This is a genomic window from Clostridium sp. FP1 (genome assembly GCF_011065975.2).
Taxonomy (GTDB): Bacteria; Bacillota; Clostridia; order Clostridiales; family Clostridiaceae; genus Clostridium_AD; species Clostridium_AD tagluense.
This window is the reverse complement of the sequence record NZ_JAAMNJ020000001.1, coordinates 47,554-60,763: the sequence shown is the minus strand read 5'-3', so window position 1 is coordinate 60,763 and position 13,210 is coordinate 47,554. Positions and strand designations below refer to the sequence as shown.

The 13,210-nt window shown below is 38.1% G+C and carries 9 protein-coding genes, 7 tRNA genes and 3 rRNA genes; 2 read left to right on the top strand and 17 right to left on the bottom strand.

Annotated elements, in window-relative coordinates; genetic code table 11:
• Window positions 1-13 precede the first annotated feature (13 nt).
• Complete coding sequence (locus G9F70_RS00345) at window positions 14-1,255, top strand: DUF1576 domain-containing protein (RefSeq protein WP_164947790.1); 1,242 nt, start codon at window positions 14-16, stop codon at window positions 1,253-1,255.
• 2 nt (window positions 1,256-1,257) lie between these two features.
• Window positions 1,258-1,602: a hypothetical protein gene (locus G9F70_RS00340; protein ID WP_164947789.1), complete on the top strand. Its 345-nt coding sequence runs from the start codon at window positions 1,258-1,260 to the stop codon at window positions 1,600-1,602.
• A 132-nt stretch (window positions 1,603-1,734) separates the two neighbouring features.
• Here the strand turns inward: G9F70_RS00340 and G9F70_RS00335 are convergent, their stop codons facing one another.
• The 17 genes from G9F70_RS00335 to dnaX form a co-directional block, all read right to left on the bottom strand.
• Window positions 1,735-2,292, bottom strand: a complete 558-nt coding sequence (locus G9F70_RS00335) for an NAD(+) diphosphatase (protein ID WP_164947788.1) — start codon at window positions 2,290-2,292, stop codon at window positions 1,735-1,737.
• A gap of 105 nt (window positions 2,293-2,397) precedes the next feature.
• Window positions 2,398-3,090 carry a DNA/RNA nuclease SfsA gene (sfsA, locus tag G9F70_RS00330; protein ID WP_164947787.1) on the bottom strand — a complete coding sequence of 231 codons (693 nt, stop codon included), beginning with the start codon at window positions 3,088-3,090 and terminating at the stop codon, window positions 2,398-2,400.
• Window positions 3,091-3,249: 159 nt separating this feature from the next.
• A tRNA-Glu gene (locus G9F70_RS00325) sits at window positions 3,250-3,324 on the bottom strand.
• A 10-nt stretch (window positions 3,325-3,334) separates the two neighbouring features.
• A tRNA-Lys gene (locus tag G9F70_RS00320) sits at window positions 3,335-3,410 on the bottom strand.
• A gap of 4 nt (window positions 3,411-3,414) precedes the next feature.
• Window positions 3,415-3,489: transfer RNA gene (locus tag G9F70_RS00315), tRNA-Gln, on the bottom strand.
• Window positions 3,490-3,498: 9 nt separating this feature from the next.
• Window positions 3,499-3,575, bottom strand: a tRNA-Arg gene (locus G9F70_RS00310).
• Window positions 3,576-3,591: 16 nt separating this feature from the next.
• Window positions 3,592-3,665: transfer RNA gene (locus tag G9F70_RS00305), tRNA-Gly, on the bottom strand.
• A 10-nt stretch (window positions 3,666-3,675) separates the two neighbouring features.
• Window positions 3,676-3,759 (bottom strand) — tRNA-Leu (locus G9F70_RS00300).
• 10 nt (window positions 3,760-3,769) lie between these two features.
• Window positions 3,770-3,844: transfer RNA gene (locus G9F70_RS00295), tRNA-Glu, on the bottom strand.
• 5 nt (window positions 3,845-3,849) lie between these two features.
• A 5S ribosomal RNA gene (rrf, locus tag G9F70_RS00290) occupies window positions 3,850-3,966 on the bottom strand.
• A gap of 185 nt (window positions 3,967-4,151) precedes the next feature.
• A 23S ribosomal RNA gene (locus G9F70_RS00285) occupies window positions 4,152-7,077 on the bottom strand.
• A gap of 341 nt (window positions 7,078-7,418) precedes the next feature.
• Window positions 7,419-8,937: ribosomal RNA gene (locus G9F70_RS00280) — 16S ribosomal RNA — on the bottom strand.
• The 16S, 23S and 5S rRNA genes sit together here with 7 tRNA genes alongside, the layout of an rRNA operon.
• Before the next feature lie 697 nt (window positions 8,938-9,634).
• The gene (locus G9F70_RS00275) at window positions 9,635-9,889 is read right to left on the bottom strand and encodes a pro-sigmaK processing inhibitor BofA family protein (RefSeq protein ID WP_125006112.1); all 255 of its coding nucleotides are present in this window, start codon (window positions 9,887-9,889) and stop codon (window positions 9,635-9,637) included.
• A 101-nt stretch (window positions 9,890-9,990) separates the two neighbouring features.
• Window positions 9,991-10,269: a DUF2508 family protein gene (locus G9F70_RS00270; RefSeq protein WP_164947187.1), complete on the bottom strand. Its 279-nt coding sequence runs from the start codon at window positions 10,267-10,269 to the stop codon at window positions 9,991-9,993.
• A 62-nt stretch (window positions 10,270-10,331) separates the two neighbouring features.
• Complete coding sequence (gene recR / locus G9F70_RS00265) at window positions 10,332-10,928, bottom strand: recombination mediator RecR (protein WP_164947186.1); 597 nt, start codon at window positions 10,926-10,928, stop codon at window positions 10,332-10,334.
• A 43-nt stretch (window positions 10,929-10,971) separates the two neighbouring features.
• On the bottom strand, window positions 10,972-11,310 hold the full coding sequence (locus tag G9F70_RS00260) for a YbaB/EbfC family nucleoid-associated protein (protein WP_164947185.1): 339 nt from the start codon (window positions 11,308-11,310) through the stop codon (window positions 10,972-10,974).
• A gap of 205 nt (window positions 11,311-11,515) precedes the next feature.
• Window positions 11,516-13,132, bottom strand: a complete 1,617-nt coding sequence (gene dnaX / locus G9F70_RS00255; protein ID WP_164947184.1) for a DNA polymerase III subunit gamma/tau — start codon at window positions 13,130-13,132, stop codon at window positions 11,516-11,518.
• Window positions 13,133-13,210: the final 78 nt, after the last annotated feature.

Here is a 13,210-nt window from a genome sequence, read left to right as displayed (position 1 = left end):
AAGGAGGTCTTTAATGCGAAGAAAAATCCATTCAACCTATTATATGTTTATTTACTTATGTTTATTTTTCATAATTTTGGCATTTGTTATGGACACACCAACGGAAATTCTCCTAGGCTTTAAAAAAATACTTTTTGAATCTAATATACTAATAACAGATTACATAGAACTTGCAGGCATTGGTGCTACTTTTATTAATATGTCACTAGTAGTTTTAGCCTCCATATCACTTCTTATATATGTCGGAATAAAACCAAATGGTTCCACTATAGCTGCACTATTTACAATGGCTGGTTTCTCTCTTTTCGGAAAAAACATTGTGAATATCTGGCCAATTATCTTTGGAATTTGGCTATACTCTAAATATCAAAAGGAAAAGTTTATAAATTATGTTCTAATAGCACTATTTGCCACAACCCTATCTCCTACTGTTAATGAATTATCATTTTCAGGTCATTTGCCTTTTGAGGGAAATATTATTATAGGAATATTATTAAGCACTTTTATTGGCTTTATTTTTCCTCCAATGGCAGCTTATTGTCTAAAGCTTCATCAAGGCTATAATCTTTATAATATCGGTTTCGCAGCCGGACTTCTTGCAACCCTACTCATGTCCTTATTAAGAGCTTTTGGCATAAATTTTGAAAGCCGATTACTTTGGTCTACAGGAAATAATCTTTTTTTTTCTACGATACTAATTTGTTTATTTATAGTAATGATCATAGTTGGATATATAGATAATGGTAAAAATTTTAAAACCTTATTCAAACTTTATAAACAACCAGGCAGACTCGTAAGTGATTATTACCTCTTATTCGGAAGAGGCATAACTATGATAAATATGGGTATTTTAGGCATATACTCCGTTTCTTTTCTACTTGTAATTGGTGGTGATTTAAATGGTCCTACTATAGGTGGAATACTAACCATTGTTGGTTTTGGTGCATTTGGAAAACACCTAAAAAATGTATTTCCTGTTATGATAGGTGCCACACTTTCATCTCTATTGAATATTTGGCCAATCAATTCACCTAGCATGGTATTAGGTATTTTATTTAGTTCAACACTTGCTCCTATTTCAGGTCAATTTGGATTGGCTTATGGATGCCTTGCAGGTTTTTTGCACATTTGCTTAATGATGAATCTTGCCTATCTTCATGGGGGTTTAAATTTATACAACAACGGTTTTGCAGGGGGAATGGTATGTATAATCCTTATACCAATTATTACTGCATTTAGAAAGGAGCTTAAATAATATTGAAGCATACACATCAAAGAAATATAAAAATAGTAAATGAATTAATGGGCTATTGTTATAACCATGGTTCAGAAAACATTCATATTGATATAAATAAAGAAAATGAAAAAGTAATCATATTTATAAAAGCACAAACCCTAACTATATCCAAAGAAGACCTTGAATTTTTAGAGATATCCCTAAATGCGCAGAGGTGTCATGAAATGGAAGAGTACTATTGGAACCTTACAGGTGATAATGATTCCTATTCAGAGCTCACTCTTGTAGGTATGATGATTGATGAAGCTCACATAACTTATGTTGATGGTGGGTACCTTGAAATGCTCTTAACTAGAATTCCATAAAAAACTCTAATTAGCTATTTCTTATTGTTTTACAATTTAGGAAAGGGGGGCAAGCAATAATCAGTAATTGTTGCTTGCTCCTCCTAAAATAATTAATTAACCTAACTCCACGTATTGTTATTTTATAAGAAGTTACTCTTCTTCTATAATATCTGAACAATCAGTTTCTATATCACATCTGTAAGCTTTTTTTCCCTTATATTTAATTTCCTTTAGCAATTTTCTAACAACCCTTTTTCCTATTTCGTCTTCACTCATTTCGCAGAGAGCATCATCTATATTTGCCCAATCAACCCATTCAACTTCAGAGGACTTATTTATTTCCCCCTCAATATACACAGCCCTAAAAGTTAGCATTATAATTTCTTTAGAAGCTAAATATTCACTTCCTAAATATTTTATATCGCCAACAGTTATTCCGGTTTCCTCTTTAACTTCCCTGTATACAGTATCCTCAACAGATTCTCCGTTGGTTACATATCCTGATACCAATACCTTCGAGTTCTTGAAAGTATAACTTTGTTTAAGAAGTAAAATTTCTTTACCCTTCATAACTGCAACTACTACACATGGTTTTGGTGTGTCAAAATACATAATGTCATCCACAGGGCAATATGGAACTCCACCTTCATCCCAGCTGTATTTTTCAATTAATTGTTTTCCACAAATTGGGCAATATATAAATTTCAAAATTTTCCCTCCCTAACCTCTATTTTATTCTCCAACCACTTATTTTAAATCTAGTTCAATTATTGCTTATTTTAAAACAACTATCAATAAGATGTATAAAAATAATTATAAAACAACCTTAACTGACTTACTTAAAGTTATAAACTTTTCACCAACTTCACATTCATAAGCATAAATGTCAACACCCTCATTGTACGCTAGCCTTAATGCCTCTCCAAAAGCTACGTCCATATCATCATAGGGAGAAAAATCATATATGTTATTCATTTGAATAAGAAAAAGTACTCCAGCTCCAAAACCCATTTTTTTAGCCTCTATAAGCTCTAATAAATGTTTTCTTCCTCTTTCTGTAGGTGCATCTGGAAACATACTTTTACCATCTACCTCATATGTAACTCCCTTTACTTCAAGATAATAATCTTCCCCCATATCATTAGATAGTTTAAAATCAAATCTACTATTTCCAAAAGTTTTTTCCCTCTGTATTATATTATATTTAATAAGATTTTCTATTTTATTATTTTTTAAGGCTTCATCAACAACTTTATTAGGAATTTGTGAATCTATATTAATGATTTTATCATTTTTATATCCTGCAATTAGATCATATAGTGTTTTTCTAGTAGGATTAAGCTCTTCTCTTAATAAAACCTTGGATCCAGGAATTAATATCTCCTTGCATCTTCCTGTATTAGGAACATGAACTATTAATTCTTCGCCATTTAAATTTACGTAAGCCTCAAATCTATTTGGTCTTATTATAAATTCTGCAACAAAAACTCTTTTATTTATAAACATAATTTCATCTCCATTTTTATAAATATACACTAATTTATAAAAGTTATCAACATTATCCACAGTTATAATAGTATTTTATGTGGATACATTGGTCATTATCTTATAAAGCAAAAAAAAATGTAATCAAAAAAGCCCTTGCATTTGCAAGGACTTTTTTTATGGTGACTCCTAGGGGAATTGAACCCCTGTTACTACCGTGAAAGGGTGGTGTCTTAACCTCTTGACCAAGGAGCCTTATAAAGTTTGGTGGCTTACCGGGGAATCGAACCCCGGACACCATGATTAAAAGTCATGTGCTCTACCAACTGAGCTAGTAAACCATATTGGCTGGGATGGCAGGATTTGAACCTACGAATGCCACAGTCAAAGTGTGGTGCCTTACCGCTTGGCGACATCCCAACAATATAATGGTGTGTCTTAAGGGATTTGAACCCCCGGCCCACGCCTTAGAAGGGCGTTGCTCTATCCAACTGAGCTAAAGACACATATTAAAAAATAAAATGGAGCGGGTAGAGGGAATCGAACCCTCGTAATTAGCTTGGAAGGCTAACACTCTACCATTGAGTTATACCCGCTTAATAAATATGGTGCAGGTGAAGGGACTTGAACCCTTACACCGTAAAGCGCTAGATCCTAAGTCTAGTGCGTCTGCCATTCCGCCACACCTGCAATATATATATGGTGACTCCTAGGGGAATTGAACCCCTGTTACCACCGTGAAAGGGTGGTGTCTTAACCGCTTGACCAAGGAGCCTTATGACCTGGCGACAACCTACTCTCCCACAAAGTTACCCCTGCAGTACCATTGGCGCATTGAAGCTTAACCTACCTGTTCGGTATGGGAAGGGGTGTTACATTCATGCCATAATCACCAGATTTGTTTTTTAGAAACAATAATTGAGAATCTACCGTCGTTGACTACGGATACTAGATATAAAATATCTTCTCATTATTATCCCTATATAGAGATAATTTTTTTCTTTACAGAAAAATATTCTCTCAAAATTGCACAGTGAAATTATCTTCTCGCTTTCGCTTGAAGCTTACGCTTTATATATATTAAGGTCAAGCCCTCGACTTATTAGTATTAGTCAGCTGAACATGTTACCATGCTTACACCTCTAACCTATCAACCTGGTGTTCTTCCAGGAGTCTTACTAACACCGTGCTTACGCACGAGTTATGGGAAATCTCATCTCAGGGTGGGCTTCACGCTTAGATGCTTTCAGCGTTTATCCCTTCCAAACATAGCTACCCAGCGATGCCACTGGCGTGACAACTGGTGCACCAGAGGTTTGTCCATCCCGGTCCTCTCGTACTAAGGACAGCTCCCTTCAAATTTCCTACGCCCGCGACGGATAGGGACCGAACTGTCTCACGACGTTCTGAACCCAGCTCGCGTGCCGCTTTAATGGGCGAACAGCCCAACCCTTGGGACCTACTTCAGCCCCAGGATGCGACGAGCCGACATCGAGGTGCCAAACCTCCCCGTCGATGTGGACTCTTGGGGGAGATCAGCCTGTTATCCCCGAGGTAGCTTTTATCCGTTGAGCGATGGCCCTCCCACGAGGTACCACCGGATCACTAAGTCCGACTTTCGTCCCTGCTCCACTTGTAGGTGTCGCAGTCAGGCTCCCTTCTGCCTTTGCACTCTTCGCGCGATTTCCAACCGCGCTGAGGGAACCTTTGAGCGCCTCCGTTACTTTTTTGGAGGCGACCGCCCCAGTCAAACTGCCCACCTAACAATGTCCTGTGACCAGATTCATGGCCTCCAGTTAGAACCTCAGTACTGTCAGGGTGGTATCCCAAGGATGACTCCACACAGGCTGACGCCCATGTTTCTCAGTCTCCCACCTATCCTGTACAGACAATACCGAAATTCAATGCTAAGCTACAGTAAAGCTCTACGGGGTCTTTCCGTCCAATCGCGGGTAGCCAGCATCTTCACTGGCACTACAATTTCGCCGGATGTGCTGTTGAGACAGTGCCCAAATCATTACGCCATTCGTGCGGGTCGGAACTTACCCGACAAGGAATTTCGCTACCTTAGGACCGTTATAGTTACGGCCGCCGTTTACTGGGGCTTAAGTTCATACCTTCGCTTGCGCTAAGTAATCCCCTTAACCTTCCAGCACCGGGCAGGCGTCAGCCCCTATACATCAGCTTTCGCTTTAGCAGAGACCTGTGTTTTTGCTAAACAGTTGCTTGGGCCTATTCTCTGCGACCTACTTTCGTAGGCACCCCTTCTCCCGAAGTTACGGGGTCAATTTGCCGAGTTCCTTAACAGCAATTCTTCCGATGGTCTTAGGATTCTCTCCTCACCTACCTGTGTCGGTTTGCGGTACGGGCACCAATATCCTCGATAGAGACTTTTCTTGGCAGCGTGGAATCAGATACTTCAGGAATAAATTCCCTTCCCCATAACATCTCAACGTTCCGAGCAAACGGATTTGCCTGCTTGCTCCGCCTAAATGCTTAGACACACATCCAATAGTGTGCACATCTTATCCTCCTGCGTCATCCCATTTCTAATAACGTCCATTGGTGGTATCGGAATATCAACCGATTGTCCATCACCTACGCCTTTCGGCCTCGGCTTAGGTCCCGACTAACCCTGAGAGGACGAGCCTTCCTCAGGAAACCTTAGGTTTTCGACCGTTAAGATTCTCACTTAACTCTCGCTACTTATGCCAACATTCTCACTTCTGTACCGTCCACCACTCCTTACGGTATGACTTCAGCCAGTACAGAAAGCTCCTCTACCGCGTACACATAGTGTACACCCATAGCTTCGGTGGTAAGTTTTAGCCCCGGACATCTTCGGCGCAGGATCTCTTGACTAGTGAGCTATTACGCACTCTTTGAATGAGTGGCTGCTTCTGAGCCAACATCCTAGTTGTCTTAGAAATCCCACATCCTTTTCCACTTAACTTACACTTTGGGACCTTAGCTGATGGTCTGGGCTGTTTCCCTTTTGACTACGGATCTTATCATTCGCAGTCTGACTGCCGAAATAAAAGTATATGGCATTCGGAGTTTGATAGGGTTCAGTAACTGTTGTCAGCCCCTAGCCCATTCAGTGCTCTACCTCCATTACTCAATTAATCGACGCTAGCCCTAAAGCTATTTCGAGGAGAACCAGCTATCTCCGAGTTCGATTGGAATTTCTCCGCTATCCACAGCTCATCCCATGGTTTTTCAACACCAACGTGGTTCGGACCTCCACGGAATTTTACTTCCGCTTCATCCTGGCCATGGATAGGTCACCCGGTTTCGGGTCTACGACATGCAACTATAGCGCCCTATTCAGACTTGGTTTCCCTTCGGCTCCGTACCTTAAGTACTTAACCTTGCTACATATCGTAACTCGTTGGCTCGTTCTACAAAAAGCACGCCGTCACACATAAAAAGTGCTCCGACCGGTTGTAGGCACACGGTTTCAGGTTCTATTTCACTCCCCTTCCGGGGTTCTTTTCACCTTTCCCTCACGGTACTTCTTCACTATCGGTCACTAGGTAGTATTTAGCCTTGGGAGGTGGTCCTCCCTGCTTCCCACAAGGTTTCACGTGTCTCGTGGTACTCTGGATTAGATCTGACTGTTTTTCCTTTTCATTTACAGGCCTATTACCTTCTGCGGAGCAGCTTTCCAGCTATCTTCAATTAAGGAATTGCAGTATTTATGATCTATCCTCAACCCCTAGGTCAAAGACCTAGGTTTGGGCTCTTTCCCTTTCGCTCGCCGCTACTTAGGAAATCGATGTTTCTTTCTCTTCCTCCGGGTACTTAGATGTTTCAGTTCCCCGGGTCTACCTCTGCATACCTATTTATTCAGTATGCAGTACATAGTTGTTACTATGTGGGTTCCCCCATTCGGAAATCTTTGGATCACTGGCTATTTGCGCCTACCCAAAGCTTATCGCAGCTTAACGCGTCCTTCTTCGGCTCCTAGTGCCAAGGCATTCGCCATGCGCCCTTTGTAGCTTAACCTTTATTCTTGTCTATTATCATAGACAAGCTTATCTACTTGCGTAGATAATTTCGTTTATTTACATAAACTTTTTAATTCATTTTGCGAAATTGTATTAAATTCATCTATACACCATTTACATGGCTTTAACTTATTAAAACAACTTTAATTTCACTGTGCAATTTTCAAAGAACATTTTTAGAAAGATTAAATTATTAGTAAGCTCTTAAGAGTTTACTAAAATTAGTCTCTCAAAATTAAACAGAGAATAGGTTACGAGTAATTACAGTAGACATTTTGAAAAATAAAATTAATTATTCTTCTTGTTGCATTGACCGAAGTCTTTGCATCTACTCCCTAGAAAGGAGGTGATCCAGCCGCAGGTTCTCCTACGGCTACCTTGTTACGACTTCACCCCAATCATCAATCCCACCTTCGGCCGCTGGCTCCTTACGGTTACCTCACGGACTTCGGGTGTTACCAACTCTCATGGTGTGACGGGCGGTGTGTACAAGGCCCGGGAACGTATTCACCGCGACATGCTGATTCGCGATTACTAGCAACTCCGGCTTCATGTAGGCGAGTTGCAGCCTACAATCCGAACTGGGATGAGTTTTTGAGTTTGGCTCCACCTTGCGGTCTTGCATCTCTTTGTACTCACCATTGTAGCACGTGTGTAGCCCTAGACATAAGGGGCATGATGATTTGACGTCATCCCCACCTTCCTCCCGGTTAACCCGGGCAGTCTCACTAGAGTGCTCAACTAAATGGTAGCAACTAATGATAAGGGTTGCGCTCGTTGCGGGACTTAACCCAACATCTCACGACACGAGCTGACGACAACCATGCACCACCTGTCACCCTGTCCCGAAGGACTTCGCCCATCTCTGGGTTATGCAGGGGATGTCAAGTCTAGGTAAGGTTCTTCGCGTTGCTTCGAATTAAACCACATGCTCCGCTGCTTGTGCGGGCCCCCGTCAATTCCTTTGAGTTTTAATCTTGCGATCGTACTCCCCAGGCGGAATACTTATTGTGTTAACTGCGGCACCGAGGTTCGACCCCCGACACCTAGTATTCATCGTTTACGGCGTGGACTACCAGGGTATCTAATCCTGTTTGCTCCCCACGCTTTCATGCCTCAGCGTCAGTTACAGTCCAGTAAGTCGCCTTCGCCACTGGTGTTCTTCCTAATCTCTACGCATTTCACCGCTACACTAGGAATTCCACTTACCTCTCCTGCACTCTAGACACCCAGTTTCAAATGCAGCACCCAAGTTAAGCTCGGGTATTTCACATCTGACTTAAATGTCCGCCTACGCATCCTTTACGCCCAGTAAATCCGGACAACGCTTGCCACCTACGTATTACCGCGGCTGCTGGCACGTAGTTAGCCGTGGCTTCCTCCTCTGGTACCGTCATTATCGTCCCAGAAGACAGAACTTTACAACCCGAAGGCCTTCATCATTCACGCGGCGTTGCTGCGTCAGGGTTTCCCCCATTGCGCAATATTCCCCACTGCTGCCTCCCGTAGGAGTCTGGACCGTGTCTCAGTTCCAATGTGGCCGATCACCCTCTCAGGTCGGCTACGCATCGTTGCCTTGGTGGGCCGTTACCTCACCAACTAGCTAATGCGCCGCGGGTCCATCTCAAAGTGGAATTCTCTAAAAGAAAATTCCTTTGATGTAAAGGTCATGCGACCAAAACATATTATGCGGTATTAATCTCCCTTTCGGGAGGCTATTCCCCTCTTTGAGGCAGGTTACCCACGTGTTACTCACCCGTCCGCCGCTAATCCACCCCGAAGGGTTTCATCGCTCGACTTGCATGTGTTAGGCACGCCGCCAGCGTTCGTCCTGAGCCAGGATCAAACTCTCAATTTAAAAGTTTACACTTTTTATTTGAAATGAATAATCTGCAACCACTGTTAAGCTGGTTAGCAAGCTCATTACATACTTTTTAGTCTTACGACTAAAATTACTTTTTTATCTAAAGTAATTAACTGGTCTAACGAAATATTATTTCGCTATTTTACCTATTTCTCTGTTTAATTTTCAAAGACCAATTTATATGTCATCATGTGACGACTTCTACTATTTTATCAGTTTACTTTCATTTTGTCAACTTGTTTTTAAATGTTTTTTAATAACTTTCGCAAACTTGTTAACTCTACTTTTAATATGTCGTTACTTGTCATCAGCGACATGTAATATCTTATCATATAATATTTATAATATAGTTTAGTTTAGAGTAATTAAAATAAAACAGGTGGCGTATTCTTGAATTTTTAAACTTTATCTAACTGTAGCTTATATTGATACACCAGGATAGTTATTTTCTCTACTTGCTACCTTCCTATAACTATCTACTAAATATAATAACTTCAGCAGTTATCATATATATTAAGTATTCACCTTAATAGCTTAAAAATATACTATTTCTAAGCCTTTTTTTATGGAAAAGAAAAATATAAGGCACTTTAAGATAAATAACTAGTCAGCATACTAGTTATTTATCTTAAAGTGCCTTGATCTATCGTAAATTCATAATTAATATAAATAGATTCTACTATAGGTAATATTACATTAATTTATTGAAAATGATTAAAAATATTACTCCTGGCACTCCTAAAAATCCTGCTATAAGCGCGGTTACAGCATTTATTGCTATACTTATTCCCACATATTCTCCTACAAAATTAACAAGTAATAAAAGTAAGACACCCAAAGCTCCGTTCAATATTAACTTACCTAATATCTTTAATGGCCAAGAAAAGAGCTTTACCACAATTACCATGCCTACTATGGCAATTAAAAAATATAATATAACTTCCATATCCAACTCCCCCTATGTTAATCTCAACTCTTATTTGTTATGTTTTATTAATAATATATTTCACAGCTCTCCAATATATTATTAATTTTCTTAAATTTTTTTTATACATTAATAGAATCTAACTCTTCTATCATATAACTGGCATCAATAGTAACTCCTTTTCTTCTAGCTTCTAATAAAAAATATATGTATTTAGCTTTACATTGATCTTCGCTATAAATCGCATAATCTACAAGTTTCGGATCATCTACCACTGCAAAGTATTTTTTTGCAATTTCCCACTGGATCTTGGCTTCTTCCAATTGCATAATAATATCTTTCTCTTCCTGGGTATATTTTAGGTTTGAAAATATTATTTCAATTATTTTTTTTCTATTCATAATAAAAAAACCTCCTATTTTATATCTTTTCTAAATTCTTGACATAAAATAGGAGTATTATTCTATATTTCTTTTCTTCCTTCCATAGCTTTAGAAAGTGTTACTTCATCTGTATATTCTAAATCTCCACCAACTGGGATGCCATGTGCAATTCTTGTAACTTTCGGGCCTAGTGGTTTTAATATTTTAGATATATACATAGCTGTAGCTTCTCCCTCTATGTTTGGATTAGTTGCTACTATCACTTCATGAACTTCCCCATTAATCCTTCTTATAAGTTCTCTTAACTTTATATCTTCAGGACCTCTCCCAGACATTGGTGATATTGTTCCATGAAGAACATGATAAACCCCATTAAATTCTCTTACTCTTTCCATTGTAATAATATCTTTTGGGTTTTCAACTACGCATATCATGCTTTTATCCCTATTTGGATTAGAACAAATTGCGCAGGGGTCTGTATCTGTAAAACATCCACATATACAGCAAAATTTCAATGTTCCACGAGCTTTAACCAGTGCACCCGCAAACTCCTCTACTTCTTCCTTCGGAAGATTTAGTACAAATAATGCAAGCCTCTGAGCTGTTTTTCGCCCTATACCAGGGAGCTTTGCAAATTCTTCTATAAGTTTTTCTATTGCCACTGGATAAAAATCCAATCTATTCACCTCATAACAATGTAGCTTTTAACTCTACCGTTTATTAAAACATTCCTGGCATATTAAGTCCGCCTGTTAATTTACCCATTTCATTACTTGTTTCATCTTCTGCCTTTTTTAGTGCTTCATTGCAAGCGCTCATAATTAAATCTTGAAGCATTTCAACATCATCTGGATCTACTACTTCTGGTTTTATCTTTACGTCAACAAGTTGCCTCTTTCCATTAGCTATTGCAGTTACCGCTCCACCACCAACAGATGCTTCAAATCTTTTATCACCTAAATCTTTTTGCATTTCTTCCATTTGTTGTTGAAATTTTTGAGCTTGTTTCATTAGACTATTCATATTTCCGCCCATACCTGGAAATCCACCTTTTGCCATAATAGTTACCTCCTATTTATTAGTTATTCATCTTAATATTATTATATTTATATCTTCTAGATTCATAACAAAAACTTAAATCTAATTTAGATATTTATAATCTAAAAGGATATATATATTGCTACTCAACTATAACTTTTCTATATTATTATATACTAATACCTATAATAATTTCCATTAAAACAGTAAATATTTTTTATAAAATCTATTCATCTAGTATTTCTACAAGATCTTCTCCAAATGTTTCTATTAGTATATCCTCCGGTGACCTAACCTCTTTTTCATCGGATTCTACGGTATATTTTATTTTTACTGGTTCTTTTAGTGATTCGGAAAATATTTCTTCTATTATATTTCTATTTTCTTCTTTATTTAATCTAATTTTATTAAAGGCATATTGTTTTTCGTAACTTAGCTCTATTACGCCCCCATGACAAGATACAATTTCCCCTGTAAGTAAAGAAGCATAGATAACCATGTGTCTTCGTGCTTTAAACATATCTAAAATATCCTTAAAGGACTTTTTAACCGTTTCTACGGTTAAAGTAGAATTAGGATTGTGAGTTTGCACTGGTCTTACTTGCGTTTTTTTATTTGCCCTAATTTCTTTTTTCCCATCATTCTTTTCAGTAGCCCCAGGAATTATACTTTCGCAAGCTACGGTTATCTTTCCTTGTTTTATTATTTCTTCTAATTTGTTTATTCTAGATAATAGAACTTCTTTTGAAGTATCATATTCTATTTTGCACATTTTAATAACTGCAAGTTCTAAATAAATTCTATTTTGTTTGCTCCATTTAGCTTGTTCCTCTGCATCTTGTAATATCTTTATATTCCTCATAATTTCTTCTACTCTTATCTTCGCTGCTTGTTGCTTTATAATGCCTATATTTTCACTAGACATATCTAAAATTTCTTCTACATCTTCACTTACTTTAGCCATAAGTAGATTTCTCATATGAGTAGTCATATCTTTTATAAATACATATATATCCTTACCACTCATAACTATTTCATTTATAGCCTTTATTGACCTTTCAACGTTTCTGTCTATTACGCTGTCTGAAAGTATTGTAAGACTCTCAGAGGTTACAAGACCTAACATGTCTATAACACTGTCATATTCTACCTTACCTTCATTCATTGATATAGCTTGATCTAAAATACTTAAGGCATCTCTCATGGCTCCATCAGAAACTCTTGATATTAATTTCAAACTATTATCTTCCACAAGAACACCTTGCTCCGTAACAATCTTTCTAAGTCTTTCAAATATATCTGAACTTTTTATTCTTTTAAAGTCAAATCTTTGGCATCTAGATAATATTGTTATTGGCAATTTTTGAGGATCCGTTGTGGCTAATATAAATATTATATTACTTGGTGGTTCCTCTAGTGTTTTTAAGAAAGCATTAACTGCCCCTATAGATAACATATGAACCTCATCTATGATATAAACTTTATACTTAGCTTCTTGTGGTGGATACTGAACATCTTCAATTATATCCCGGATATTATCTACTCCATTATGGGACGCTGCATCTATCTCAGTAACATCTATTGCTGTTCCTGAATTTATATTGATACACATTTCACATTCATTGCAAGGCTCTCCATGATCCGAATTTGTGCAGTTAACGGCTTTTGCAAGTATCTTAGCTGTGGAGGTTTTTCCAGTTCCTCTTGTACCACATAAAAGATATGCATGAGCTATTCGCTGGTTATTTATTTGATTTTTTAAGGTTATAGTAACATGCTCCTGACCTACTACATCATGAAAAGTTTTTGGTCTCCATTCTCTATATAAAGCCTTATATGCCACAAATTTCACCTCTTTTAAAATTAATCATTAAATCATCTCCTGCGGAAATGTCATTAAATAATTATATCATTTAAATCA

Excerpts from the sequence above, each read along its gene's own strand:
- G9F70_RS00260 (WP_164947185.1), bottom strand. The coding sequence starts at position 11,310 with ATGGCAAAAGGTGGATTTCCAGGTATGGGCGGAAATATGAATAGTCTA.
- G9F70_RS00275 (WP_125006112.1), bottom strand. The coding sequence starts at position 9,889 with ATGGAAGTTATATTATATTTTTTAATTGCCATAGTAGGCATGGTAATT.
- G9F70_RS00345 (WP_164947790.1), top strand. The coding sequence starts at position 14 with ATGCGAAGAAAAATCCATTCAACCTATTATATGTTTATTTACTTATGT.
- G9F70_RS00270 (WP_164947187.1), bottom strand. The coding sequence starts at position 10,269 with ATGAATAGAAAAAAAATAATTGAAATAATATTTTCAAACCTAAAATAT.
- sfsA (WP_164947787.1), bottom strand. The coding sequence starts at position 3,090 with ATGTTTATAAATAAAAGAGTTTTTGTTGCAGAATTTATAATAAGACCA.